The following is a 26,015-nucleotide window of genomic DNA, read 5'->3' on the forward strand; positions in this document are numbered from 1 at the left end:
CGCGCTCACGTGCGGCGCCGTTCGCCGTTCGCGCGCCCTGCCGCCGCGCTGGCTAGGTTGGAGGCGTGGAGGAGGCGGGCGTGGCCCCGGAGGACAGTGGCGGGCGGCGGGTCACCCGCTTCGCCGTGCGCGTGCTGGTCTCGGTGCTCCTGGCCGGCCTCGTCGGGTCGCCACTGGCCGTCGCGTGGGCGCTCACCCACACGCAGGTCCAGTCGCACATCGGCACCTCCCCGACGACGTTCTCGCTGACGACCCGTGGCCACAGCGAGCTGCGCCTCGGCATCGCCGGGACCGTCTTCGTGCCCCAGTCCCGAGGCGGCGTGGGGGTCGTGGCGACCGTGGAGGGCCCGGGCGACCCAGGCGCCGGGAGCGGCGACCTGGCGGCGTACGTCCGTCCCGAGATGCTCGCCCTCTACACCGGCCTCTTCCACGACCCGGCGGCCGCGGTGCAGGAGTACGTCGACCTCGTGGAGCAGGAGTTCCGCCACCAGCTGCTCGTGGCGCTGGCCGTCGTCGCCGGTGGGGGTGGTGCCCTGCTGCTGGGCCTGCGCTCCCTCCTGCCCGTGCGCCCCGCCGCGTCCCGACGGGAGCGGCTCACCCGCGGGTCGTTGGCACTGGTCCTCGCACTCTCGACCAGCGGCGCCGTGGCGTGGCTCCAGCTCGACACCTCCGACGCGGGGACGGCCCGCGCGGACGGCCCCTACGCGCTCCCCGCGCTCGACGGATCGCTGGCCGAGGGGAGCACGACCAACAGTCCGGTGCTTCGCGCGCTCCTCGGTGGGGCGGTGGCCAAGGCGAAGGTCCTCGTCGAGCGGCAGGAGGAGAGCGTCGCGGCCTACCGCGAGCAGGCGCAGGCCTCACTCGACGACCAGGCCGACGCGATCGAGGGGCCCGAGGACGGCGAGCTGGCCGTGCTGATGCAGTCCGACATGCACTGCAACGCCACGATGATCGGCCTCCAGTCACGCGTGGCGTCGCTCCTTCGCGAGGAGCACGGCGACGACGCGCTGCGGATGCTGGCCATCGCCGGCGACCTCACGACCAACGGCACGGCCGCGGAGGGCACCTGCATCCGGGACGAGGCCGCGATCGGCGGGGACCTGCCGGTCGTGGCGATCACCGGCAACCACGAGACCGAGCTGAGCGCGCAGCAGATGGCCGGCGCCGGCATGACCGTCCTCGCCGGCGGCGCCGAGGATGTGGCAGACGTCCGCGTCCTCGGGGACGGCGACCCCAGCCGCACCGAGCTGTTCGGCGGCTCGTCCCCGCGAGGGGACGAGACCCAGCAGGATCAGGGCGCCCGGCTCTACGACGAGGCCGCGGACGGCGACCGGCCCGACCTGGTCCTCATGCACGAGGGGTACGCCGCCGCGGCGTTCCTCGGCGTCGACGACGTCCGCGCGTTCTTCGCGGAGCCGACCTCGCTGGTCGACCCGGTCGAGGACGACGTGCGCGACCTGCCGGCGGGCGCGGTGTTCTACGGGCACTGGCACCGTTCCGTCGAGCCGCGGGTGGTGTGGAACTCCGACGGCACCTGGACCTTCGTGATGGAGCTCAACACCTCCGGCGGGGCCGTGGCGGCCTCGACCATCAACAGCTTCTCGACGCCGTGGTCGCCACCCCAGCAGGAGGCGTCGTTCCCGGTCGTCTTCATGGACGCCGAGACCCGCCTGGTGACCGGCTACCAGCTCTACCGCTTCCTGGTCGACGGCACGGCCGTGATCGAGCCTCGCGCGGACGTCGGCGCCAGCTGACGGTCCGTGCGGGTCACTCGCGGCGTCTGGCCAGCACCGGCCGGAGCATGGTCGCGACGATGAGGGCGCCGCCGGCCAGCAGTCCCCACCAGACCGCGTTGCGCTTCGTGCTGGCGAGTACGTCGGGCTGCTCGCGGGGAGCCGTGGCGCGCTCGTCGCCCCGGTCGTCGATCGTGGTGGCGGGCAGCTGGCCCTTCTTGCCCGGACGCAGCGGCCGGGTGAGGGCCTCGACGGGTTGCACGATCCCGTGGCCGGTGAGCACGTTCCTCGTCAGCGGAGAGCCGGTCGCAGTGCGCGTCAGCCGGGCCACGACCTGCGCGGCCGTGTCGTCCGGGAAGGCGGAGCGCAGCAGGGCGACGACGCCCGAGACCTCGGCGGCGGCGTACTCGCTGGACACCTCGCCCAGCACGCAGGTGCTGCGCCCGTCCATGCCGAGCGACACCGCACCGCTCGAGGGTGCGGCGAGGTCCGTGTCGGAGCTGCGAAGCACGCTGTCCGCGGCGTCGCCGACCACCACCTCATCCTCCACGAGAGCGGTCGCGGTGGCGTTGACCGCGACGACGTGGGGGGCGGCGGCCGGCCAGATCGCACCGCCGGCATCCTCGCCGGGGGGCGGCGATCCCTCGTCCTCGCCGTCGCGCTCGGCGTAGCCGAACTCGGAGTAGAGGGCGTCGGACTCCTCAGGCCGGTCACCCGTGGCCGCGACGACCACGACGTCCTTGGCGGCGAGGTCGGCGAGCACGGCGCGCAGCGCGTCACCCAGCTCCTCGCGTGCCGGCAGGGCCAGCGACACGTTCACGACCCCGACCCGGCCCCGCGGGAGGTTGGCGACGTGCCGCAGACCTTGGATCAGCAGGTCGAGGCTGGGCTCGGTCTCGGCGGCGGGGTCCTGGGCCTCGCGCCGGTCGTAGACCCGCACATCCATGATCGTGGCCTCCGGAGCGATGCCGATCGGCTTGTCCGGCTCCCCACGACCGGCGATCAGGCCGGCGATAGCGGTGCCCTGGTAGTCCAGGAGCTCCGGGCTCCGCCCCGACGAGGGCGCCGCCACGATCGGGTTCAGCCGGGTGGACGGCGCGACCCCCGAGTCGAGGACGGCGACCGTCACGCCCTGACCCGGCCCGCTGCCGGAGCGCGCGGCCAGTCGCTGCGCCTGGGCGACCTGCATCAGCTGCGCGGGCGAGCTCGGCGAGGTCGCCTCGACGGTGTCGGTGACCTCCGCGTTGATGCTCGAGCAGTCCTGGTCCTCCGCGTGCGCCGGCGCGGACCCGACGGCGAGCACGCCGAGCGCGAGCCCGGCCGCGAGCACGCCCCGCAGGACGCCGCTCACTCGCACGAGCGGCCCTCCTCGGCCGACTCCACCGGTGCCGCCGCCTCCTGTGCCGGGGCGTCCGGGCGGGACGGCGGGCACAGGGCGGCGTTGACCGACAGCGCCACGCCGGACCCGAACAGCTCCATCCAGCTCTCCGGCACGACCGGCGCGTCGTAGCCGGCGTACCCGAGGTTCTCCACCGCGTCGGTGCCCAGCAGGGCGTAGCTGAAGCCCTTGGAGTCGACCACGAAGGGCTCCCCGACGTCCGCCGAGTCCCAGCCTCCCGAGAGGACGTAGGCGCCCTGCCCGGCCTCGACCGTCACCTCGCGGTTCTTCCGCTCCACGTCCTCGGCGCTCGCGTCACTTCCCGGCCCGTCCGCCAGCAGCACCCGCGGCTTCTCACCCTCAAGCGGCAGGAGCTGGGCGCACTCCGCGCTCGCCACGGTGGGGAGCTCGTCTGGCCAGCCGGCCGCCGCGTACGGCGGGTCCTCCAGCAGCAGGTCAGGCGGCTCCTCGAGCCCCAGGTCCCTCGGCGGCTGGGGGAAGTCGAGGTTGAGGAACACCGCGCTCGGGAACGCCGTGAACTGGGCCGGACCCTCCTTCGTGAGCACGTAGAGGACGCTGTCGATCTCGTAGTAGTCGCCCACCTTGGCGTCGGCCGGGAGGCCGCCCTTGCCGGCGGCGGCCGAGGGAGTGCCGAAGCCGTCGAGCCCGAGGCTCTCGGCCGCAAGGGCCCCGCCGCGCGGGAAGAGGTCGAGCCAGTCGGTCGGGACCTTGGCGGCCGAGCCGGACTTCTCCAGGCCCAGGGCGCCCAGCAGGATGTCCATCCCCGGCGTCCGGGGCAGCTCGAAGCGGCGGGCGGTCGGCTCGTCGCCGTCCTCGGGCACGGACTCGGCGATGACGTGGACCGCCTTGCCGGCCCGGACGACGACGCCCCCCGAGGCGACGGGCGTCGCGTCGGGCCGGGTGCGGACGTCGAGCTTGATCCCGAGCCCGTCGCCGGTGCACGCGGTCCAACCGCTCTCGACCAGGTGGTCGGTGTCGGGGACGGTGACCGGCGCGCCGAGGATCCCGATGTCGGCGCCCGGCGTCTGGGTGTCGATCTCCTCCTGGGGCACGACCTCGGGCTCGATGTCCTCGCCGAGGATCAGCTGTGCCGAGGTGACGTTGATGACCGGGCGTACCCGCGCGTTGCCCTCCTCGTCCGGCTCGAGGATGACGTAGGCGGCGCCCTTCTCCTTGGAGAGGACGAAGCCGGGCTGCTCCCAGTCGACGTCGACGTTGGGCTTGAGGACTCCCGCGATCGCCGCACCGGCCAGGAGCAGGATCGCCAGGGCCAGGCCGCCGACGATCGTGCGCCCGGGCTTGGTGGGCTCGACCTCCCGACCTCCGGGCGCACCCGAGACGAACGCCGTGACGAGCCGGCGCCGGCTGAACGAGTAGGCCTCGACGAGGTCCTTCTTGGTGGCCATGCGACTAGCCGACCGACTGGGCGAAATCGAAGATCCCGACCGCCAGGACCAGGAGCGGGAGCAGCGCCAGCAGCGCGATGCTCTCGACGACGTCGCCGAAGCGGCCCCGACGCACCGACGGCGTGCCGGGCACCAGCGTGGCGGCGAGGAGCACCGCGCCCGACGCGGCGAGCACGACGGCCGCCACCGGGTGCCAGCTGGGGTAGAGCACCAACATCGACACGGCCGTCGAGACCAGCCCCGCGATGCCGGAGGCCAGGCCCACGAGGACCTCGGAGCCCGTGCGGTACTGGCGGGTGCGGAGCATGACGACCAGGGAGGCGTCGACCGCCAGCAGCGTGCCGAAGAGCCCCAGCGAGACCGCGAGCGGAGCGATGGTCAGCAGCAGCACCCCGACGGTCCCGGAGATCGCGATCAGGATCTCGTGGGCCACCCTCGCGTCGGCGCCGACGCGGGCCGGGTCGACGTCGGTCGGGTCGGCGGTGATGTCGGCGTCGGAGTAGAGCTGGTCGACGGTGGTCCCGGTGACGCCGAGCGCCAGCCACGGGAAGATGCTGCCGATCATCACGACCACGGTCAGGACGATCGTCAGCAGGACGGCGGCGTCGAGGCCGTCGATCGCGTGCAGCAGGAGCCCGGCTGCCACGTAGACCGCGCCCGCGACGACCGGCGGCAGGACCAAGGGCCGGCCCTCGCCGAGACCCACGAGGCAGATGACGCCCGCAATCAGCGCGCCGGCTCCGGCGTAGGCGACGGGGTAGTCGAAGAGCTCGCCGTCCGGCGCCAGCATCAGCCCGGCGAGCGCGGCGTACCCGGCCGCCATCCAGGCCACGGCCACGGCGGCCTCGCGCTCACGCTGGGCGCGCGACAGCACGATCGCGCCCGCGGTGAGGGCGACGGCCACGGTCACCGCCGCGACGGAGGCCAGCATCTTCTCGCGCTGGATCAGCAGGGCGACGGCGCCGAGGGCCATCAGCAGGCCGGCCGCCGTGAGCGCGGCCCGTCGGCCGGACGCCGGCTCCCAGGGCTTGAGGTCGCGTTCGACCACGTCGGTCATGGCCTCGACGACGTCGTCGTAGACCCGGGGCGGCGCCTCGTCGATGCCCGCGGTCACGGTGAGCGTCACGCCGTCCTCGATGCCCTGCAGGGTCAGGCCGGAGTCGGGGGCGAGCCGACGGCCCTCGGAGGTGACGAGGCGGTAGCCGCCGTAGACAGTGCTGGCGTCCAGGAGCCCGACGCTGCGGGCCAGCTCCGGGACGAGCTCGGCCACCGGGACGGCACCCGGCAGCACCAGGTCGACCCGGCGCGTCCCCGACGTCACCGTCACCCGCACCAGTCCCGAGGCTCCGGCGGTGGCCTGGCTCATCGTCTCTCCCTCAGTGTTCGCAGCGGTCGCAGTGCGAGCCGAGCGGGGGCAGCGACCACCGTCCGACCGTCGGGCGAGCCGCATGCTACCGGCCGGACTGCCTTCCGCGGGGCGTCAGTCGATCACATCCGGCGCGGCCCCGTCGTCCTCGGTCCACCCCTGCTCGTCGGCGAAGATCCGGCCGGTGTCGGACGACGTCGTCAGAGAGGGGGCCGACACCTCACGGTGTCGGCCCCCTCGGAGTCATCTGCATCGTGCGTTGGCTCAGATCTCGAACTGCGCGGCACCGCGCTTGTCGGCGGCGGCGTACTCGGCGTTGGACTGGTAGACGGTCTGGCTGCTCTTGTCGAGCAGGTCGCGCATCTCCTGGATCGCCATGTCCCACTTGGCCTTCGAGACCGTGTACTGGGACTGTGCCTGACCGATCCACTGGCTGCGCAGCGGCTCGAGCTCGGACTCGAGCCGGTTCATGCGGTCGTCGATGTCCTTGACCTTCTGGTACATGTCGGCTGCGGCCTGGTCGACCGCACCGTGGTTGACGCGGATTCCGTCGAGGTTCATGACTGTTCTCCTTGGTCTGGTGCGGCGGTCAGCCGAGCTTGTGGGTCAGGTTGGCGAAGTTGGAGCCCTGGGTCTCGTCGGTGCTGATGTTGTCGCGCTCGGTGACCCCGAGGGAGTTCTCGAACTCGTTGAGCGCGTCGACGATGACCTGCTGCTTCTCCGTCCAGGCCTGCTGCAGGGCGAAGAACGCCGTGGCGCCCTGGCCGCCCCAGCGGCCCTGGACCGCCGAGATCTGGTCGGTCAGCTGCCGGCTGATGTTGTTGAAGTCGACCCGCGCGTCGGCCACCATCCCAGCGGCGCGGGTGAGTACACCTTCGCCTTGGCCGAACTCGTTGGAGTTTTCGGACATGTCGCCTGCTCCTTCATGTGTGGCGGCATGTCGCCGCGCATCGTGGTGGTGCTTCCTGACAAGTGGGTGGTGCGATGTCGTTCGTGGTCCTTCTCGGCTACCGATCCGGACACGCAGTCGTCTACCCGGGGGCAAACACGCTAAACATCACCCTGTCAATTCCCACAGGTGCCGGAAGAGCCCCACGGCGGGGACGAGGGCCCCCACGGCGAAGGATCCGCAGATCGCCTCGGCGACCTCGGCCTTGCGTGACCACCACGCCGATCGCCAGCCGCGGCCGAGCGCGACGGCCACCAGCAGCAGCAGCGCGGCCACCACGGTGGCGACGATCCCGACCGCCATCAGGGACCCCGGCTCCAGGCCGCGGAACAGCACGACGAGCAGGGCCGCCCAGCAGACGAGACCCGCCGCGCGGAGCAGGGCGCGGGCGGCGGCGTGGCGGTAGCTGCGGGCCACGAAGAGCAGAGATCCTCCGGCGAAGCCGACCACACAGCGCGCGCCGAGCCAGTCGGGCCGCTGGGTGGCCGTCTCCAGCAGCAGCGGCGCGGCGACCACCACGACCGCGAGGATCGCGACCGACGAGGCGGTGATGATCCGGGTGCCGCGGGCGGCGACGATCTCCACCGCGCGGGGCGGTACGACGATCCGGCCACGGCGGCCGGTGGGACGATCGCGCGCCGACCACGCCGTCACGGCGAGGCGCTCGAGGTCGATGAGGAACTGGTCGGGGACGTCCACGGCGAGGGTCGGCACGAAGCGCGCCGCCAGCATCGCCGCGACCAGCAGGAGTGCCCAGGCCACCTGGGGGCGGAAGTCGAGCAGGGCCACCGCGCAGGTGACGACGAAGACGGCCACGCCCACGACCACCCAGACCCGGAGCGCCTCCTCGGAGTAGCGGTCGAGGGCCCTGGCCACCGCGGCCGTGACGGCGGCGCTCAGCGCCGCGACGCCGACGATGGTGGGGAGCCGCTCCGGGGCGGGGTCCCACGCGACGACGAAGGCTGCCGACGCGGCGAACGCTGGGGCGGCGAGGATCCGGTGGGCGGCGTACCTGCCGACGGGCAGCACCCCGAGGAGGGCCGCGCCGCCGAGCAGCGCGACGGTCACGGTGCGCAGGTCGGACGGCTCCTGCTGGGAGGCGAACCACCCGGCGAGCAGCGCGGCCGCGGCGCTGACGCAGAACCACAGCACGGACAGGGATCCGGGCTCCTCGGGGCGCCGCGTGGGCCGGGGGTCGGCACGACGCCGGCGGCCGGCCACCGGCGGCGGGGCCGCGCCGTACGGCAGCGCGACCACCAGAGCGCCCGCGCCGATGCCGGCGCTCTCGAGCGCGGTGTCGGGGGCGAGCGGCCGGCCCACTCGGGTGTAGATGGTGGGCAGCGCGTCGACGCCGGCCTGCGCGGCGTACTCGACGGCGACGTCGTGGGCCGACGCCCCGGCCGGCACGAGCAGGTCCAGGGCACCCGAGGGCCCCATCACGGTGAGCGCCACCGCATCGGTCGCGCCCCCGGCCGACCCGGCACCCGACCCGCTCACGTCGCCTCCCGCAGAACCCAGGCGGGACCGCCCGGTCGAGGGCAGCCTAATCGCTGTGGGTGTGCCTATCATCGTGCCACCGCAGCGGTGTGTCCGGACCTCTCGGACAACCGGCGGCTGACGGCGAGGGGACGAGTGAGCGTGAGCACGACGCTGCGCGGGGCGCGGGTGGACGAGCCGGAGATGCCCACCGGCCAGCTGGTGCTCCAGCCGCCACCGCAGATCCAGCCCGCCGAGGGCGCGGCCGGCGTGATGATGAACGCGATCCCGATGCTGGGCAGCCTGGGCTCGATCGTGCTCGTCGCCACGATGGGCGCCAAGACCGGCAACGGGTCCATCCGCTTCATCGCCGCCGGCATGTTCCTCTTCGCCACCATCGGCTTCATCCTGGTCCAGATCGACCGGCAGCGTAAGCAGCGCGCCCAGCAGGTCACCGGCTCGCGCACCGAGTACCTGCGCTATCTGAGCAACGTCCGCAAGGTCGCCCGCGAGTCCGCCGACCAGCAGCGCCGCGCGCTCACCTGGCACCACCCGGACCCCTCGTCGCTGCCCGCGATGGCCGAGGAGCGCTCCCGGATCTGGGAGCACACGTCGAGCGACCCGCAGTTCCTGCACGTGCGCTACGGGCTGTGCGCCCAGCCCCTCGCCCTCGAGCTGGTGCCGCCCGAGAGCGCGCCGATCGACGAGGTCGACCCCGCCGCCGCCTCGGCCCTGCACCGGCTGCTCGTCGTCCACCGCCTGCAGCCCGACCTGCCGGCCTCGATCGACCTCCGGGCCTTCGACCGGGTCGAGATCTGCGGCGACGAGGAGGAGGCGCGCAGCCTGGCGCGCGCGATCATCTGCTCCGCCACGGCGTTCCACTCCCCCGACAACCTGGTGGTCGCGGTCCTCTCCTCGGAGCTGCACCTGGCCCACTGGGACTGGATCAAATGGCTGCCCCACGCGTTGAGCGCCCAGCACAGCGACGCGGTCGGCCCGATGCGCATGGTCGTCACCTCCCTGGCCGACCTCGCCAACCTGCTCCCGCCCGACCTCAGCGACCGCCCGCGCTTCGGCGCCGACGAGCGGCCGGCGACCCCGCACATCCTCCTGGTCACCGACGGCGTCGAGCTGCCGCCCGGCAACCATGTGATCCCTCCCGACGGGCTGCACGGCGTGACGGTGCTCGACCTCCCGGCCCGCTGGGGCGAGCTCGACGACCTCAGCCGCCTGCGGATCCAGCTCGACGGCCCGGTGCTCGAGGACGAGCACAAGGTGCCGGTGCTGGCGCTGCGGCTGCGCGAGGAGGGCATCCTGGCGAAGGGCGACCAGTGCGACCTGGCCACGGCCGAGGCGTTCGCCCGCCGCCTGACGCCGCTGCACACCGTCAACACCGGCACGACCGAGACCGCCACCCCCGGCGAGATCACCGGCCCCAGCGACTTCATGGACCTCCTGGGCCTGGGCGACGTACGCCGGTTCGACCCGACCGCCGCCTGGCGGCCCCGGCCCGCGCGCGACCGGCTGCGGGTGCCGATCGGGCTCGGCGAGGGCGGCGGCCTGGTCCACCTGGACATCAAGGAGTCCGCCCAGCAGGGCATGGGACCGCACGGGCTGGTGATCGGCGCGACCGGCTCCGGCAAGTCGGAGTTCCTGCGCACCCTCGTGCTCGGGCTCGCGATGACGCACTCCCCCGAGCAGCTCAACATGGTGCTCGTCGACTTCAAGGGCGGCGCGACGTTCGCCGGCATGTCGGAGATGCCGCACGTCTCGGCCGTCATCACCAACCTCGCCAACGAGCTCACCCTCGTCGACCGCATGCAGGACGCCCTCTCCGGCGAGATGGTGCGACGCCAGGAGCTGCTGCGCGACGCCGGCAACTTCGCCTCGATCCGCGACTACGAGAAGGCACGCGCCGCGGGTGAGGAGCTCGACCCGATGCCGTCGCTGTTCCTGGTGGTCGACGAGTTCTCCGAGATGCTGTCGGCCAAGCCGGAGTTCATCGACCTCTTCGTCGCCATCGGCCGCCTCGGCCGCTCGCTGGGGTTGCACCTGCTGCTCGCGTCGCAGCGTCTCGAGGAGGGCCGGCTGCGCGGCCTGGAGTCCCACCTGTCCTACCGCGTCGGACTGCGCACCTTCAGCTCGCAGGAGTCGCGCGCGGTGCTCGGCGTGCCCGACGCCTACGAGCTCCCGGCCGTGCCGGGGCTGGGCTTCCTCAAGCCCGACCCGACCTCGATGACGCGGTTCAAGGCGGCGTACGTCTCGGGACCGCCGGCCACCGGCCGGGTGCGCGTCCGTCGCGACGAGGGCGGCCACCTGCAGGGGATCTTGCCGTTCACGATCTCCGAGGTGCACAAGCTCGAGATGAGCGACCCCGAGCCCGAGCCGGAGCCCCAGGTCGAACCGGAGTCCCAGGAGTCGCTGCTCGACGTCGCCGTGGGTCACATGGTCGGCCACGGCCCGGCCGCCCACCAGGTCTGGCTCCCGCCGCTGGACGTGCCGGACACCCTCGACGAGCTCATGAGCGACCTGGTCGAGGACGCCGAGCTCGGCCTGGTCTCGCAGCAGTGGCGCGCCCTCGGCGGGCTGGTCGTGCCCCTCGGCACCGTGGACCGCCCGCGCGAGCAGCGCCGCGACACGCTCACCATCAACCTCAGCGGCGCGAGCGGCCACGTCGCCGTCGTCGGTGGCCCCCGCAGCGGCAAGAGCACGATGCTGCGCACCATCGTGACCAGCATGGCGCTGACCACGACCCCGCAGGAGTCGCAGTTCTTCGTCCTGGACTTCGGCGGCGGCACCTTCGCGCCGATGGCCCGGCTGCCCCACGTCTCCGGCGTCGGCACCCGCTCGGAGCCCGACGTCGTACGCCGGATCATGGCCGAGGTCTCCGGGGTCGTGGACCGCCGCGAGGCGTACTTCCGCGCCAACGGGATCGACTCGATCGAGACCTACCGGTCGCGTCGCGCCGAGGGCCGCGTCGACGACGGCTACGGCGACGTCTTCCTGGTCATCGACGGCTGGAGCACACTGCGCTCGGACTTCGACGACCTGGAGATCGAGATCCAGCAGCTCGCCTCGCGCGGTCTCACCTTCGGGCTGCACATCGTCACCGGCGCCGCCCGCTGGGCCGACTTCCGCGCCGCCATGCGCGACCTGTTCGGCACCCGCCTCGAGCTGCGCCTCGGCGATGCCATGGACTCCGAGATCGACCGCAAGATCGCCCAGCTGGTCCCGACGGGCCGCCCCGGGCGCGGCCTGGTCCAGAGCAAGCTGCACTTCCTGGGCGCACTGCCGCGCATCGACGGCAACCCGGACCCGGGCAGCCTCGGCGACGGCGTCGACGAGCTGATCAGCCGCGTCGCCGCCGCCTGGCGCGGACCGGCGGGACCGAAGCTGCGGCTGCTGCCCGAGCGGATCGAGCTCAAGCTGGTGCGCGAGCAGGCCGAGGTCGCCGGCACCGACGACGCACTCCTCGTGCTGGGCATCAACGAGAAGGAGCTCGCCCCGGTCACCCTGGACGCCGACGCCGAGCCGCACCTGCTGATCTTCGGCGACGGCCAGTCGGGCAAGAGCTCGGTCCTGCGCACCTACATCCACGAGGTGATGCGCACGCGTACGTCCAAGCAGGCCCAGGTCGTCGTCGTCGACTACCGGCGCTCCCTGCTCGGCGAGGTGCCCGAGGACTACCTGCTCAATTACCTCACCTCCGCGACCCAGGCCACGCCGGCGCTCAAGGACCTCGCGACGTACCTCGAGAGCCGGATCCCCGGCCCGGACGTCACGCCCGAGCAGCTGCGCAACCGGTCCTGGTGGACCGGGGCCGAGGTGTTCGTCGTCGTGGACGACTACGACCTGGTCGCGACCCAGCAGACCTCGCCGGTCGCCCTGCTGCAGCCGCTGCTCGCGCAGGCGCGCGACGTCGGCCTGCACGTCGTGGTGGCACGCCGCTCCGGCGGCGCCTCGCGGGCGCTGTACGAGCCGGTCATCCAGTCGATGCGCGACCTGGCGATGCCCGGACTGATGCTCTCCGGGAGCCCCGACGAGGGTCCGCTGCTTGGCAACCTGCGCCCGGTCCCCCTGCCGCCCGGTCGGGGCCGCCTGATCACCCGCGACCGCGGCACCGAGGTCGTCCAGACGGCGTGGACCGACCCGACCCTCTGAGCTTGGCGCGGCGGGCAGTCCCCGATCACCCTCAGGAGTGGGTACGCACGCCGGGGCCGTTGATCTTCAGCCCGGGCAGGTCCGCGAGGTCGTAGCTCAGCTCGAAGGTACGGCGGTAGCCGGTGTGGGCGACCCGCCAACCGTCCGGCGTACGGACGTAGCGGTCGTTGTAGAACGCCGCCCCCTCGAGCATGAGCCGGAAGGCCTCGACGATGACCCGGTCCTCCAGGTACCAGTGGGCCGTGGCCTCGTCGCCGTCGACGGTGATCTCAGGGTGGTGCACCTGGTGCAGGGTGATCAGCCCCTCCCCGAGGTTCTCGCGCATGTAGGAGACCAACGCCGCCCGGTCCTCGAACACCAGCCCGTCGTAGTCGCCGGTGGCGTCGGGCTGGAAGCACGCCTCGAAGGCGTCCCAGTCCTTGGTGTCCAGGGTGCGCAGGTAGCGGTACTTGAGCTGACAGATGTCGTGGTAGTCGGTCACAGCCAGCAATGTAAGCCGGATCACACCTTCTCGACGGGGTGAGACTTCGTTGTAACTCGCGCTCAACCTGTCGGGCATCTTCGCGGATCAGGCTGGTCTCACACCAGAGCACCGAGAGACAGAGGGAGACCCCCGATGGACGACAACATCGTCACCGAGCAGGAGACCGACGCGGCGCGCGAGCGGCGGGCGGCGTTCAAGCTGCGCCACGCGCGCGGGCTGACCACGCTGATGGGAGAGCGTGAGGACCTGCGGGGCGTCCACGCCCTGGCCGACCTGGTCGACGACGCGGTGCGCTGGACGGCCTAGTCGGCGCGGGGCAGACCCGCGCCCTGACCGATTCGGCGGGCGTGCTTGCGGGTCGCGTGGCGCCCGCCGACATGGGGCGTGGGGAGAGGCCGTTTATAGTCGCGGCGTGATCTTCAAGCGAGTCGGAGACGGGAGGCCGTACCCCGACCACGGCCTCTCGACCCGGGCCTGGGCGGCGGTGCCGCCGCGCCAGGTCCGGCTCGACGAGTTGGTCACGACGAAGGACACCCTGCAGCTGGCGGCGCTGCTCGACGAGGACTCCACCTTCTACGGCGATCTGTTCGCCCACGTCGTGGAGTGGCGCGAGGAGTACTACCTCGAGGACGGGCTGCACCGCGCGCTGCGGGCGGCCCTGCAGCAGCGCAACGTCCTGCACGCCCGCGTCCACCGGCTGGAGGCCTGAGATGCTCGGCTTCGCCGGCGCGCGGCTGCGCTCGGCACTCACCCTGCTCGCGCTCGCCCTGTTGCTGCTGGTCGGCGTCGCCTGGGGCTGGGGCGCCGCCACCGAGCCGTTCCCCGAGGCCGACGAGGTGCCGATCTGCAGCGACACCGACGTGCCGGCGGGCACGAAGGTCTATCCCGACCAGGTGACGGTGAGTGTGGCCAACGCGGGCACGCGCGAGGGCCTCGCCGGACGGACCATGCAGCTCCTGGTCGACGGCGGCTTCGGCAGGGGCGGGATCAACAACGCGCCCGACGGCACCGACGTGAGATTCGCCGAGATCTGGACCGACCAGCCGCAGAGCCCGGCGGTCAAGCTGGTCAAGAGTCGGCTCGGCAAGCGGGCCCAGGTGGTCCGCCGCGACACCACCCTGCCCGGCGTCAACGTGATCGTCGGCGACGACTTCGTCGAGCTCGCCAAGGGCGGCCAATGGGCCAAGTCCGACCAGGACAGCGTGATCTGCAGCCCGCCGGCCGAGGCCGACGACGACCCCGGCGTCGTGGACTGAGCGGTCCTCGCCGAGCCTCCTCAGTCGTCGTCGAGCCACTGCGCGAGGCGACCACCACGGCTCACCTGCCGTAGCCGCTCCTCGGTCAGCTCGCGCAGCTTGCGCGGGGCCACGACGAGCAGCTCGTCGCCGTGGCGCAGGACCGAGCGTCGCTCGGGCACCTTGGCCTCGCCGTCGCGGATGATGAGCGAGACCGAGGCACCGGGCGGCAGCCGCAGCTCGCCGACCTCGACGCCGTGCATGAGCGACCCCGGTGTGATGGTGATCTGGAGCAGGTCGGCCGCGACCCGCTCCAGCGGGGCGGCCTCGAGCTCGAGGTCGCGCGGCTCGTAGCGCTGGGCCACCCCCAAGATCCGAGCGACGAGGGGCAGCGTCGGACCGGTCAGCAGGGTGTAGATGACGACCATCACGAACACGATGTCGAACAGCCTCTCCGAGTCGGCGACGCCCTCGGCCAGCGGGATGGTCGTGAACACGATCGGCACCGCGCCGCGCAACCCGGCCCAGGACAGGAAGCCCAGCTCCCGCCAGGGCATCGGCTGCATCACCGAGCTCGCAAGCACCGAGAGCGGCCGGGCGACGTAGGTGAGGATCAGCCCGGCCGCGATGGCGAGACCCACGGTCTCCAGGGAGATCCGCGACGGCGAGAGGAGCAGGCCGAGCATCACGAAGAGCCCGATCTGTGCCAGCCAGGCGATCCCCTCGGAGAAGGACCGGGTGGCGCCGCGGTGGGGGAGCTCGGAGTTGCCGAGCACCAACGCGGCGACGTACACCGCGGCGAAGCCGGAAACGTGCACGGCGGCGCCGCCGGCGTAGGCCAGCACGGTCAGGCAGATGACGGCGATGGGGTACAGCCCGGTCGACGGCAGGGCGGCCCGACGCATCATCCAGGCGCCGCCGAAGCCCACGGCGAGACCCAGGAGCACGCCGCCGGAGAGCTCGAAGAGGATCTGGAGGATCATCCGCAGGATGCCCTCCTCCGCGGCCGCTCCGGACGAGACCAGGACCACGAGGACGACGGTGGGGGCGTCGTTGAGGCCGGACTCAGCCTCCAGCGAGCCGGTCAGCCGGCGGGGCAACGGCACCGTGCGCAGCACAGAGAAGACCGCGGCCGCGTCGGTCGCCGAGGTGACGGCACCCAGCAGCACGGCCGTCTCCCATGGCAGCCCCAGCACGTAGTGGGCGCCGAGCGCCACGACCCCCACCGACACGGTGACGCCGATGGTCGCCAGCGAGACACCCAGGCGCATGGCGGGACGGATCTCGCGCCAGTTGGTCGTGAGACCGCCCTCGGCCAAGATCAGGACGAGGGCCGCGAAGCCGAGAGCGTGCGCGAGCTCGGCATCCTCGAACGGGATGCCGAGGCCCTCCTCGCCCAGCGCGACGCCCATGAGCAGGTAGATCAGGAGGCTGGGGAGCCCCGCCCGCGACGAGACGCGCACCGCGAGGATGGCCAGCAGGGTGACGGCCGAGCCCACCAGGAGGACCGTGTCGAGCTGGTGGACGTCGAAGGACATGTCACCTCGCGTCTCTCGTGGTCGGTCTCCGGCGCAGTCTATCGGCAGCCGGAGGCTGGCTCCGCACGGGTTGCGCCGCAAGAAACTGCAACATGTTCTACCTTTGCCCTATGAGCGCCAAGGGCACCGCGGTCCCCCACGTCCTCGCGGCGGACGACCTGCCGTCCGATGCGCCGGCGTACGACGTGGTCGTGGTGGGGTTCGGGATCGCCGGCGGCTGCGCGGCGTTGGAGGCGGCCCGGGCCGGCGCCTCAGTGCTGCTGCTCGAGAAGGCGGCCGTCCACGGCGGGACGTCGAGCATGTCGGGCGGGCACTTCTATCTCGGCGGCGGCACCGCGGTGCAGCGCGCGACCGAGCAGGAGGACTCGGCCGAGGCGATGTACGACTACCTGGTCGCCGTGTCGAAGGACCCCGAGCCCGACAAGATCCGCGCCTACTGCGACGACTCGGTCGCACACTTCGAGTGGCTGGAGTCGCTGGGCTTCGAGTTCGAGCGCAGCTTCTACCCGGAGAAAGCGGTCATCCAACCCGGCACGCAGGGGCTGATGTTCACCGGCAACGAGAAGGTGTGGCCGTTCCGGGAGCAGGCCAGGCCCGCGCCGCGCGGCCACAAGGTGCCGGTGCCGGGAGACACGGAGGGCGCCCGGATGGTGATGGACCTGCTGCGCGAGCGGGTCGAGGAGGCCGGGGTCACGGTCCGCTACGAGACCGGCGCGACCAACCTCGTCGCCTCGACCGGCGGAGAGGTCGTCGGTGTCGCCTGGCGCTCGTTCGAGGAGACCGGGTGCGTCGCCTCGCCCGCGGTGGTCCTCGCGGCCGGTGGGTTCGTCATGAACCCCGACATGGTCGCCGAGCACACGCCCGCCCTCGGGTCTAAGCTGTTCACGCTCGGCTCCACCTACGACGACGGCCTCGGCATCCGCCTGGGCCGGTCGGTGGGCGCGGAGCTCAAGCACATGGACGAGCCGTTCATCACCGCTCCGGTCTACCCGCCGTCGGTGCTGGTGACGGGCCTGCTGGTCAACCAGGAGGGCCGGCGCTTCGTCGCCGAGGACAGCTACCACTCGCGCACGTCGCAGTTCGTCATGGAGCAGACCGGCTCGGCGGCGTACCTCATCGTCGACAGCGAGCACGTCGAGTACCCCGCGATGCCGCTCGTACCGCTGCTCGACGGCTACGAGAGCGTCGCCGAGATGGCTCTCGGGCTGGGCGTCCCCGAGGCGGCGCTGCAGGAGACCCTCGACCGCTACAACGAGCACGCCGCCCACGGCGAGGATCCCGACTTCCACAAGGCCGCCGAGTGGCTCGCGCCGCAGTCGATCGGCCCCTGGGCGGTCTTCGACGTCCGGCTCGGCCACGCCCTCTACGCCGGCTTCACCCTCGGCGGCATCCGGGTCAGCGTCGACGGCGAGGCGCAGCGCCCCGACGGCTCGGTCGTGACCGGCCTGTACGCCGCCGGCGCGTGCGCCTCCAACCTGGCCCAGGACGGCAAGGGCTACTGCTCGGGCACCCAGCTGGGCGAGGGGTCGTACTTCGGCCGCCGGGCCGGCCGGCACGCCGCACGAGTTTCATGACACAAGGGCGGCCGGCGCCACGGGCGCGAGTTCCACCGCCCCAGCGGTGAAACTCGCGTTTCCCACCCGCACCTCCCCACCCCGTAGCCTCACCACCGTGACCAACCGCCTCCAGGTGGCGCAGCGCGCCAACGTGCCGCCGTTCCACGTGATGGACCTGCTGGAGGCGTCCGCGCAGCGCCAGCGCACGCACGGCGACGTGATCAACCTGCTCGCCGGCCAGCCGAGCAGCGGGGCGCCGGCCCCGGTGCGCGACGAGGCGGTGCGCCTGCTCGGGACCGGCGATCCGCTGGGCTACACCCCCGCCACCGGCATCCTCGAGCTGCGCGAGGCGATCGCGGGGCACCACCGGCGCACCCACGGCATCGAGGTGTCCGCCGACGAGGTCGTGGTCACCACCGGCTCGAGCGGCGGATTCCTGCTCGCGTTCCTGGCGGCGTTCGAGGTGGGCGACCGGGTGGTGATGGCGAGACCCGGCTACCCCTGCTACCGCAACGTCCTGGCCGCCCTCGGCTGCGAGGTGGTGGAGGTCGAGACCGGGCCGGAGACCCGATTCCAGCCCACCGTGGCGCAGCTGGCCGAGACCCACGAGCGCACCCCGCTCAAGGGCGTCGTCGTCGCCAGCCCGGCCAACCCCACCGGCACCATGCTGCTGCCGGCCGAGCTCGCCGCGATCGCCCGGTGGTGCGACGGGGCCGGGGTGCAGCTGATTTCCGACGAGATCTACCACGGAATCGAGTATGCCGGCGTCGACGGCGGCACGAGCCTCTCCCGGTCGGCCTGGGAGACCAGCCGCGAGGCGGTGGTGTTCTCCAGCTTCTCGAAGTACTTCTCCATGACCGGCTGGCGGATCGGCTGGATGCTGGTGCCCGAGCGACTCCGACGCGCGGTCGACGTGCTGACCGGCAACTTCACGATCTGCCCGCCCGTCATCGCCCAGCGGGCCTGCCTGGCCGCCTTCGACGATGCGGCGTACGCCGAGCTCGACGGTCATGTGCGCCGCTACGCGGAGAACCGCCGACTGCTCCTCGACACCCTGCCGGAGCTGGGGATCACCCGGCTGGCTCCGGCCGACGGCGCGTTCTACGTGTACGCCGACGTGGGGCACCTGACCCAGGACTCGATGACCTTCACCCGCGAGCTGCTCGCCCGTACCGGCGTCGCCCTGGCCACCGGCGTCGACTTCGACACCGCCGAGGGCCACCACCACATCCGCCTCAGCTTCGCCGGCCCCCACACCGACATCGAAGAGGCCCTCGAGCGCCTGCGCCGCGCCTGGACGTGACGACGCTCAGGAGGACGTCGGGCTCGCCAGGAAGGCCCGGCGGATCACGCCGTTGCGGACGCGCTGGGGGTGGTCGCCGACCTTGGTGGTCGACACGATGCGCGCGGTGGCGTAGCTGATCCGCGAGACGGTGTCCGAGCCCGACCAGGAGATGTAGCAGTAGCGGCCGTCCCAGCTCGGGGTGACCCAGTACGGCTTGAGCCCACCCTTGATCAGGCGGCTGCGCCGGCCGCTCGGGGCGTCGACCACCGTGGCGTAGTCCGACATGGTGCCGGCGACGCAGAGCTTCGTGCCGCGCGGGTTCATCGCGATGCCGTGGTGAGCCGAGTCCAGCAGGTAGAGCTCACGCGGGGTGTCGGGGACCAGGTTCGGCAACCGGCGTACCCGCGTGATCCTGCCGGTACGGCGGTCCAGCTGGACGTAGCCGTGGAAGAACGACAGCTGGAAGTAGATCTTCTTCTCGTCCGGCGACAGCGTCATCGGCCGGACGGCGGTGCTGACGTCGTCGAGGCCGCGCACGTCGAGCGCCTTGCGCAGGTTGTAGCGCCGCAGCACGCGGTAGGTGCGCGCATCGACGATCTGCAGGACCCGGTCGTCCTTGGTCGCGTCCAGCGCCGGGTCGTCGAGTGGGCTGTAGACCATGCCGATGCTCGCGTGCAGGATCCGGCGCCCGCCGTCGATGAACACGCTCTCGTGCGGTGACCCGCCGGAGGGAAAGCGGCCGAGCTCCTTGCCGTCACGCACGCGCAGGACGTGGACGACGTTGCCCGTGGAGGCGCTCACGACGACGCGCCGGCCGTCGGGCGACACGGCCATGTGGTCCGAGCGCACCCCGTCGACGGCGAAGCGCCACACGATCTTGCGCGTGCGCAGGCTGATCGCGACCACGTCGCCGAAGGACGGCCGAGAGATGACCACCAGCCGGCCGTCGTTCGAGGAGTACATGTCGTCCACGAACTGGTCGTGTCCCTCGCCGATCAGCGCGCGGATCGCCAGGAAGTAGGCCAGCCGATAGGGGTTGGTCGCGATCTCCTGCATGCGCGCGTCGTAGTCCGGGATCACGTTGATGCGCGCGAGCCGCTGGAACGAGCCCGGCGCGAGCAGGTCCGCGGTGCCGTCCCAGTTGTTGCCCACGAACACCACGCGGCGTACGCCGGGCGGGATCTTCGCCCGCTGCTCGTTGACGACGGGCGCCGCCGAGGACGCCGGGGCCGGCGCCGTGGCGACGACCAGACCGGTCAGGGCGAGCGCGGCGCCCAGGGCCACCACCGCCGCGCGGTGGGCTGCAGACCGTGTCATCCGGCTGCTCCTTCGTGAGAGAGGCCACCAGGATCGGGCCTGGGGAGGGCGTTTCGGCACTGTTCAACGAGGGAAAGCGCCTGACGACACGGAACCGGGCGGAGGACGTGACCATGTACGGCGACACCGACGTGCTGCGTAGGCGCGCCGACCAGCTGCGCGAGCAGGGGGTCGACGTGCGGATGCTGGCCGAGCAGCTCATCGCGCAGACCGAGGGGCTCGGCTGGACCGGTCGCGCGGCGGAGAGCATGCGACTGCGCGTGCAGGAGCGCGCCAACCACCTCCGCGCAGTGGCCGCCGCGCACGACACGGCGGCCGACAGTCTCGGCCGCCACACGCAGGAGGTCACGTCGCTGAAGGACGCGATCGCCGAGCGCGAGCGGACCGTGGCCTCCCTCGTGGCCGACGCCCGCACCCGCATCGCCCAGGTGGAGGCGGCCAACGAGGGCGCCGACGGCGCCGTACGCCGGGTCCCGGACCCCGACGACACCGCGCTGGTCGCGTTCACGCCACCCCCGCCGGGCCACAAGGACTGGCTGACCGTCGAGCTGCCGGGCCTTCGCGACGACTCGAGGACCTCATGACCACCATCGACCTGAGCACGCCACCGCCCGCCCCGGCCGGCACCCTCGAGTCACTGCCCCGTAGGGCGACTCTGACGCTGACGGAGCTCCGACTGGTCGCCGAGGCGGCCGGCGGCGCTCCTCTGCCCTTCGACCTCACCGCACCGCCCGACGCCCCGCCACTCGAGGGGCGGCTCGGCCAGACCAGGGGCACCTCGGAGGACCGGGCCTACGTCGCCGCGGTGGCCTCGCTCCACGACGGAGCCGACTCGCTGAGCCGCCGCGGCCTCATGGTCGGTGGCACCGTCGACGAGGGACTGGTCGGCGCCGTGGGACTGCTGGCCACCCCGACCCTCGCGCTGGACCTGGACGTGACCGCAGGCGACGTCCAGGCCAAGGCGTGGCACCGCCAGGATGCTGACGCCGTCGCCACACTGGCCACCGTGGACGGCATCGTCTTCGAGCTTGCCTGGTTCGCCAACGGGCACTGGCCCTCCGAGCTCGCCCGGGTCGCGGTCATCCCCGAGGACCTGGCGCTGCGCGACTCCGTCGTACCCGACGAGGTCGACCTCCCCTACGAGCTGGTGGACGCCGCCGTCGAGGCCGTCGCCGCCGCCCGCCACGACCTGCTGCCGGTCCTGGCCGCGCAGCACTCCCAGTCCGCGCGTGACGCCCAGGGGCGCTCGCTCGGCGAGAGCGAGCTGGTCGCGATCCTCACCGCCCTGTCCGGCGAGGCGCAGGGACGCCTGCGCGGCCTGGTCGCCGACGTCTCGTCGGAGGCCACCACCGTCGTGGGGGTCGTCTCCTGGGTGCTGCTGGCCGACGGCTGGCGAGCGCTCTGCCCCCACCTGGAGGACGACGTCCTCCGGGTCCTCGTACGGCGCATGGACGCGGCCGACCTGGCCCAGCACCTCGCCCCAGTGCTCGCGGAGGTGAGCCGATGAGCTCCGAGGAGACCAGCCAGGACTCCGTGGTCGGCGCCGCCGCGCGCGAGACGCGCGAGGCGCCCACGACCCAGGCGGAGGCCCTCGACCTGGCCGACAAGTACGACCGCATGATGCGTCTGGCCGACCTCTTCGACTCCGCCGGCGAGGAGATGCGGCAGCGTGCCAAGCTCGGCACCGATCTGGTCAACGACCCGGCGTTCACCGAGTCGGCCGGGCTGTCGCCCGCCACGCACGCCCAGGCCGAGGAGGACGTCCGCGGCGCCACGACCGGCACCCACGGCCTGCTGACGCGCTCGATCGAGCTGGACGCCGACGCCCTCGTGCTGCGTGCGACCGTGCTGACCTACCGCTGGATCGACGAGCTGCAGGCCGCGGCATACCAGACCCTCGGCTCCATCGCGGGGCGCGCCATCGGGTACCTCGCCCCCGAGGTGGCGCTCGGCGGGGCCATCGTCTCGGCGGGGCTGATCGAGACCGACGCCCTCGACCGCGACGGCGTGGCGGCCTACCTCAACGAGCTGGCGGAGAAGAACCCCGAGCTCATGGAGCACGTCACCAGCGGCGGCGGCGGCCTCCTCGACGGCCTCCAGATGCGCTCGCTCCTGACCGCCGGCGTGCTGTCCGGCGACGAGGGTCGACTGGCCGGGCGCGGCGGGCTGCGCGCCATGGGAGTGACCCCCTTCCCCGCCGACTTCGGCGCAGCCCTGCGCGACACTGCCGGCGGCCTGATGGAGACCGCACCGCCCGTGGAGCCCCTGGTCGCCGACGCCGCCGCACCGCGCACCCTGGCCGACCTCATGTCCGCCCTGGAGAACGCCGCCACCAGCGTGGTCGTCCACAAGGTGACCGATGGCCGCTACATCGCCTACCTGCCTGGTCCCTCGGTCGGCAACGGCCGGCGCCTGCGCCTGGTCGGCGGAGATCGCACGACCTATGCCGCCCAGGTGCTGCTCAGCATCGAGTCAGCCGTCCAGGGAGACCCCGGCGCCCACGTCATGCTGGTCGGCTCCGCGCAGGGCGGGGTGACGGCCGCCGAGGTGGCCGCCAGGGCGCCCTCCGAGACCTTCGTGATCGACCAGGTCATCACCGCCGGCGCCCCGTCGGCGCATGTGCCGCGGATCCCCGAGGGGACGCGGGTGCTCTCGCTCGAGGACCGCTCCGACCCGGTCGCCGTGCTCGGCTCGCTCATGAGCGCCGGCGCGACCAACCGCCTGACGGTGGTCTTCGACAGCGCCGGCCGCGACGGGGAGAGCGTCTACGTCACCGGCGGGCGCGCCGCCGACGGCGCCAGCCACCCCGAGCTGCGTGAGGAGATCTCGCGGATCCAGTCCCTGGGCTACCTGGCCGGGTAACCAGCCGCGCGCCCGTGGCGCCGCCACCACCCCTTGTGACGGTTGACACATCGCACGCGGGCGCTGACCCTTGGTCGGGCCGGGCGGACCGCCCGGGCAGGACGGACCGACTGGAGGACGCCATGCGACGTAGGACCCTCAGGACGCCGGTCGCGGCCGCCGCGCTCGTGCTCGCCTTCGCCGGCTGCACCGGCCAGTCCGTCGACGATGGCGAGGGCGAGGGCGACGCGAAGTCCCTGGACTACCTCATCGAGGAGCCGGAGGACCCCGAGGCCCTCGACGCCCTGAAGAAGCACCTCGCGGACTTCGAGGAGGAGTCCGGGATCAAGGTCAACGTGGACACGCTGCCCTTCGACACCATGCGCACGGTCCTGCAGACCCAGCTGCGCTCGGGAGACGGCCCGGACGTCTTCAACTGGGGCTCGGGCCCGGGCTTCGGTGGCGCCCTGGCCGAGGCCGGCCTGCTCTACGACATGACCGACGCCTACGAGGACAACGGCTGGGAGGTCTACGACTTCGCCAAGGAGCGGGTCACCGTCGATGACAAGCTCTACGGGCTCCCCGGCGAGATGGAGACGATCGGGGTCTTCTACAACAAGGACCTATTCGCCGAGCTCGGCCTCGAGGAGCCCCAGAGCCTGGCCGACCTCGAGGCCGCGGCGAAGGCGGTGAAGGCCGACGGGAAGATCCCGCTGTCGGTCGGCGACAAGGAGGGCTGGGAGGGCGGCCACCTCCTGAGCATGGTGCTCTCCAGCGCGGTCGGCTCCGACGGCGTCAAGGCCCTGATCGACGGGGAGACCTCCTGGGACTCACCGGAGGTCGTCGAGGCACTCGAGGTCTGGCGCGACCTCAACGAGTCCGGCTACCTCGGGGAGTCGCCCACCTCCGTCGACTACGACAACTCGCTGGCGCCGTTCTACGCCGGCGACGCGGCCATGGTCCCCACCGGCAGCTGGCTCGTCGGCGAGATCGACGACAACGCCGAGTTCGAGGCCGGCTACATCCCATTCCCCGCACCCGACGGTCCGGGCATCTTCACCGGGGGGCTCGGCTCCGGCCCGTTCGTCTCGGCGCAGGCCACCGACCCCGACGTCGCCCTGGAGCTCGTGGACTTCCTCGCCTCCCCCGAGCACGGCGAGTGGACCGTCGAGAACCTGCACACCATCCCGCCGATGCCGCTGGAGACCAGCGAGCTCGAGGTCTCCCCGCTGTTCGCCCAGGTCCTCGAGGACACCGCGACGCTGTCGACCACCGGCGACTTCGGCTACAACATCGACGTCCTGACCACCGACGCGTTCAACGAGGCGCTCTACGACGGCGTGCAGGCCGTCCTGACCGGCCAGCAGTCGCCCGAGGAGGTCGCCGCAGACCTCCAGGAGGCGGCACAGAAGTGAGCCGGAGCTCGCAGGAGCCGTCGTGACGACCACGACCGCGCTGCCGACCCCGCCGGCCCGCCCACGAGCCCCGGCCCGACGAGGGTCGCGGCCCGCGGCGTCCCACGCGCCGCCCGCGACCCGTCGGGCGCAGGCCCGGCTCGGCATGCTGATGGTGGCGCCGCTGGTGGCCGTGGTGGCCGTGTTCCTGCTGTTCCCCCTCGCCAACGCCGTCTACTACGTCTTCGTCGACTTCGACGGCATCGACGTCACGCCGCCCTGGGTGGGCACGGCCAACTTCACCGAGCTGGCGCAGGACTCCGACGTCTGGGGTGCGTTCAAGAACAACGTCATCTGGATCGTCCTGGGCACCGTCGCCCCGCTCGCCATCGGTCTGGGCTACGCGCTGCTGGTGTGGACGGTCAAGCGGGGCAGCGTGCTCTACCGGACCGCGCTCTTCCTGCCCTACGTGCTGCCCCAGGTGGCCGTGGGCGTGGTGTGGAGCTGGATCTACGACCCGACCCGGGGCTGGCTCAACCGCGTGCTCGACGCCGTGGGGCTGGGCTCGCTCACCCGCGGCTGGCTCGGCGACCCGGACACCGCGCTCTACGCCGTGCTCGGCACTGCCGTGTGGGCGACCTCGGGCTTCGTGTTCATCATCGTCCTGTCGGCGTTGCGCAACGTGGACATCGAGCTGGTCGAGGCCTCGATGCTCGACGGGGCCAATCCGGTTCAGCGGCTGCGCTACGTGATCCTCCCGCAGATCATGCCGGTCTTCTTGATGGTCACGACGATCACCCTCATCGGCGGCTTCAGCGTGTTCGACATCGTCTTCGTCATGACCGGCGGCGGTCCCGCCGGCGCCACCGAGACGTTGGGGACCTACGCCTACAGCAGCGCCTTCCAGCTCAACCGCATCAGCTACGGGACCACCTTGGCGTTGATCATCACCGTCATGGCGATCCCGTTCGCCGTGGGCCTCAACCGGCTGCAGCGCCGCCTGTCCCTCGAGGGGACGGGCGCATGAGCGAGCGAGTCAACCGCACGACCCCGCGGCGGCGCGTGGCTGTCGGCCTGCGCCATGTCGCGCTGGTCGCCCTGTGCCTGGTGATGGTCTTCCCCCTGGTGCTGACCGTCTCGACGGCGTTCAAGGACAGCAAGGACGTCACGACCAACCCCTTCGGACTGTTCTCGTCGTTCTCCACGGAGAACCTCGAGACGGCGTGGACGGTCGGAAACTTCGGCGACTACCTGCTCAACAGCTTCCTGCTGACCGTGCCGAGCACGGCGCTCGTCGTGGTGCTGTCCACGATGGGGGGCTACGTCTTCGCGAGGCTGCCGTTCCCAGGCCGGACCATGGTGTTCTACCTGGTGATCCTCGGGCTCCTCGTGCCGTTCTTCGCCTACATGATCCCGCTGTACTACCAGCTGCGCAGCATGCAGCTGCTCGACAGCCTGGTCGGCATCAACCTGGTGCTCGCGAGCACCGGGCTGTCCTTCGGCACGTTCTTCATGCGGGCGTTCTTCTCCGACCTGCCTCAGGAGCTCGAGCAGGCCGCCCGGATGGACGGCGCCTCGGAGTGGAAGATCTTCACGCGCATCATGCTGCCGCTCGTCAGCTCGGGGATGGGTGCCCTCACGGTGTTCACGTTCCTGCAGAACTGGAACAACTTCCTGGTGCCGCTGCTCTACATGCCGGGCGGGGAGTACCAGCCGCTCACGACCGGCCTCTACCTCTTCCTCGGCGGCCGCTCGGTCGACATCGGGCCGCTGGCCGCCGGTGCGCTCATCACGATCCTGCCCGTCGTCGTCCTGTTCGTGGCCCTGCAGCGCCAGGTCACCCAGGGCTTCCTGTCGGGGGCCGTGAAGGGCTGA

Annotated in this window: 22 protein-coding genes; 13 read left to right on the forward strand and 9 right to left on the reverse strand. The window is 72.2% G+C overall.

The genetic code is table 11. The annotated features are described in order from the left end of the window. The first annotated feature begins 65 nt into the window (after positions 1-65). Positions 66-1,754, forward strand: a complete 1,689-nt coding sequence (locus tag LRP67_RS01545) for a metallophosphoesterase (protein WP_231268374.1) — start codon at positions 66-68, stop codon at positions 1,752-1,754. Positions 1,755-1,767: 13 nt separating this feature from the next. On the opposite strand, the gene LRP67_RS01550 is transcribed toward LRP67_RS01545, so the two are convergent. The 6 genes from LRP67_RS01550 to LRP67_RS01575 form a co-directional block, all read right to left on the reverse strand. Further along, positions 1,768-3,090, reverse strand: coding sequence for a S8 family serine peptidase (locus LRP67_RS01550; protein WP_231268376.1), 1,323 nt, complete (start codon positions 3,088-3,090; stop codon positions 1,768-1,770). Beyond that, positions 3,081-4,538, reverse strand: a complete 1,458-nt coding sequence (locus LRP67_RS01555) for a type VII secretion protein EccB (RefSeq protein ID WP_231268377.1) — start codon at positions 4,536-4,538, stop codon at positions 3,081-3,083. The genes LRP67_RS01550 and LRP67_RS01555 overlap by 10 nt, the downstream gene beginning before the upstream one ends. Positions 4,539-4,542: 4 nt before the next feature. Beyond that, the gene (gene eccD / locus LRP67_RS01560; protein WP_231268378.1) at positions 4,543-5,904 is read right to left on the reverse strand and encodes a type VII secretion integral membrane protein EccD; all 1,362 of its coding nucleotides are present in this window, start codon (positions 5,902-5,904) and stop codon (positions 4,543-4,545) included. A gap of 264 nt (positions 5,905-6,168) precedes the next feature. Then, positions 6,169-6,465 (reverse strand): WXG100 family type VII secretion target, encoded by a 297-nt coding sequence (locus LRP67_RS01565; protein ID WP_231240949.1) that lies wholly within the window; start codon positions 6,463-6,465, stop codon positions 6,169-6,171. Between the two features lie 28 nt (positions 6,466-6,493). Next, positions 6,494-6,814, reverse strand: coding sequence for a WXG100 family type VII secretion target (locus LRP67_RS01570; RefSeq protein ID WP_231268379.1), 321 nt, complete (start codon positions 6,812-6,814; stop codon positions 6,494-6,496). A gap of 147 nt (positions 6,815-6,961) precedes the next feature. Further along, positions 6,962-8,350 (reverse strand): hypothetical protein, encoded by a 1,389-nt coding sequence (locus LRP67_RS01575; protein ID WP_231268380.1) that lies wholly within the window; start codon positions 8,348-8,350, stop codon positions 6,962-6,964. A gap of 141 nt (positions 8,351-8,491) precedes the next feature. Between LRP67_RS01575 and eccCa the strand changes: the two genes are divergently transcribed. Then, complete coding sequence (gene eccCa / locus LRP67_RS01580; RefSeq protein WP_231268381.1) at positions 8,492-12,490, forward strand: type VII secretion protein EccCa; 3,999 nt, start codon at positions 8,492-8,494, stop codon at positions 12,488-12,490. A gap of 31 nt (positions 12,491-12,521) precedes the next feature. On the opposite strand, the gene LRP67_RS01585 is transcribed toward eccCa, so the two are convergent. After that, positions 12,522-12,971, reverse strand: coding sequence for a nuclear transport factor 2 family protein (locus LRP67_RS01585; RefSeq protein ID WP_231268382.1), 450 nt, complete (start codon positions 12,969-12,971; stop codon positions 12,522-12,524). 135 nt (positions 12,972-13,106) lie between these two features. On the opposite strand from LRP67_RS01585, the gene LRP67_RS01590 reads away from it, so the two are divergent. The 3 genes from LRP67_RS01590 (at position 13,107) to LRP67_RS01600 (ending at position 14,230) form a co-directional block, all read left to right on the forward strand. Continuing rightward, positions 13,107-13,280, forward strand: coding sequence for a hypothetical protein (locus tag LRP67_RS01590; protein ID WP_231268383.1), 174 nt, complete (start codon positions 13,107-13,109; stop codon positions 13,278-13,280). 106 nt (positions 13,281-13,386) lie between these two features. Further along, the gene (locus tag LRP67_RS01595; protein ID WP_231268385.1) at positions 13,387-13,683 is read left to right on the forward strand and encodes a type II toxin-antitoxin system VapB family antitoxin; all 297 of its coding nucleotides are present in this window, start codon (positions 13,387-13,389) and stop codon (positions 13,681-13,683) included. 1 nt (position 13,684) lies between these two features. Beyond that, on the forward strand, positions 13,685-14,230 hold the full coding sequence (locus tag LRP67_RS01600) for a LytR C-terminal domain-containing protein (protein ID WP_231268386.1): 546 nt from the start codon (positions 13,685-13,687) through the stop codon (positions 14,228-14,230). A gap of 20 nt (positions 14,231-14,250) precedes the next feature. On the opposite strand, the gene LRP67_RS01605 is transcribed toward LRP67_RS01600, so the two are convergent. Next, entirely contained in the window at positions 14,251-15,747 is a 1,497-nt protein-coding gene (locus LRP67_RS01605; protein ID WP_231268388.1) for a potassium/proton antiporter, read from the reverse strand. 110 nt (positions 15,748-15,857) lie between these two features. Here LRP67_RS01605 and LRP67_RS01610 point away from each other — a divergent pair, with 110 nt between their 5' ends. Further along, a complete protein-coding gene (locus tag LRP67_RS01610; RefSeq protein WP_231268389.1) occupies positions 15,858-17,321 on the forward strand; it encodes an FAD-binding protein in 1,464 nt (487 codons plus the stop codon). A 97-nt stretch (positions 17,322-17,418) separates the two neighbouring features. Beyond that, complete coding sequence (locus tag LRP67_RS01615; RefSeq protein ID WP_231268391.1) at positions 17,419-18,606, forward strand: pyridoxal phosphate-dependent aminotransferase; 1,188 nt, start codon at positions 17,419-17,421, stop codon at positions 18,604-18,606. A 6-nt stretch (positions 18,607-18,612) separates the two neighbouring features. On the opposite strand, the gene LRP67_RS01620 is transcribed toward LRP67_RS01615, so the two are convergent. Next, positions 18,613-19,905 (reverse strand): YncE family protein, encoded by a 1,293-nt coding sequence (locus LRP67_RS01620; protein WP_231268393.1) that lies wholly within the window; start codon positions 19,903-19,905, stop codon positions 18,613-18,615. Between the two features lie 113 nt (positions 19,906-20,018). Between LRP67_RS01620 and LRP67_RS01625 the strand changes: the two genes are divergently transcribed. The 6 genes from LRP67_RS01625 to LRP67_RS01650 all read left to right on the forward strand — a co-directional run bounded on the left by LRP67_RS01625 (position 20,019) and on the right by LRP67_RS01650 (position 26,015). Then, positions 20,019-20,489 (forward strand): hypothetical protein, encoded by a 471-nt coding sequence (locus LRP67_RS01625; protein ID WP_231268395.1) that lies wholly within the window; start codon positions 20,019-20,021, stop codon positions 20,487-20,489. Beyond that, a complete protein-coding gene (locus LRP67_RS01630; RefSeq protein WP_231268396.1) occupies positions 20,486-21,412 on the forward strand; it encodes a hypothetical protein in 927 nt (308 codons plus the stop codon). Before LRP67_RS01625 ends, LRP67_RS01630 begins: the two co-directional genes overlap by 4 nt. Next, on the forward strand, positions 21,409-22,767 hold the full coding sequence (locus LRP67_RS01635; RefSeq protein WP_231268397.1) for a hypothetical protein: 1,359 nt from the start codon (positions 21,409-21,411) through the stop codon (positions 22,765-22,767). The genes LRP67_RS01630 and LRP67_RS01635 overlap by 4 nt, the downstream gene beginning before the upstream one ends. A 122-nt stretch (positions 22,768-22,889) precedes the next feature. Next, on the forward strand, positions 22,890-24,161 hold the full coding sequence (locus LRP67_RS01640) for an ABC transporter substrate-binding protein (RefSeq protein ID WP_231268398.1): 1,272 nt from the start codon (positions 22,890-22,892) through the stop codon (positions 24,159-24,161). 22 nt (positions 24,162-24,183) lie between these two features. Continuing rightward, positions 24,184-25,167 carry a carbohydrate ABC transporter permease gene (locus LRP67_RS01645; protein WP_231268399.1) on the forward strand — a complete coding sequence of 328 codons (984 nt, stop codon included), beginning with the start codon at positions 24,184-24,186 and terminating at the stop codon, positions 25,165-25,167. Continuing rightward, a complete protein-coding gene (locus LRP67_RS01650; protein WP_231268400.1) occupies positions 25,164-26,015 on the forward strand; it encodes a carbohydrate ABC transporter permease in 852 nt (283 codons plus the stop codon). The genes LRP67_RS01645 and LRP67_RS01650 overlap by 4 nt, the downstream gene beginning before the upstream one ends.

Origin of the sequence: Nocardioides sp. cx-169, from assembly GCF_021083605.1 — a bacterium.
Classification (GTDB): Bacteria; Actinomycetota; Actinomycetes; order Propionibacteriales; family Nocardioidaceae; genus Nocardioides.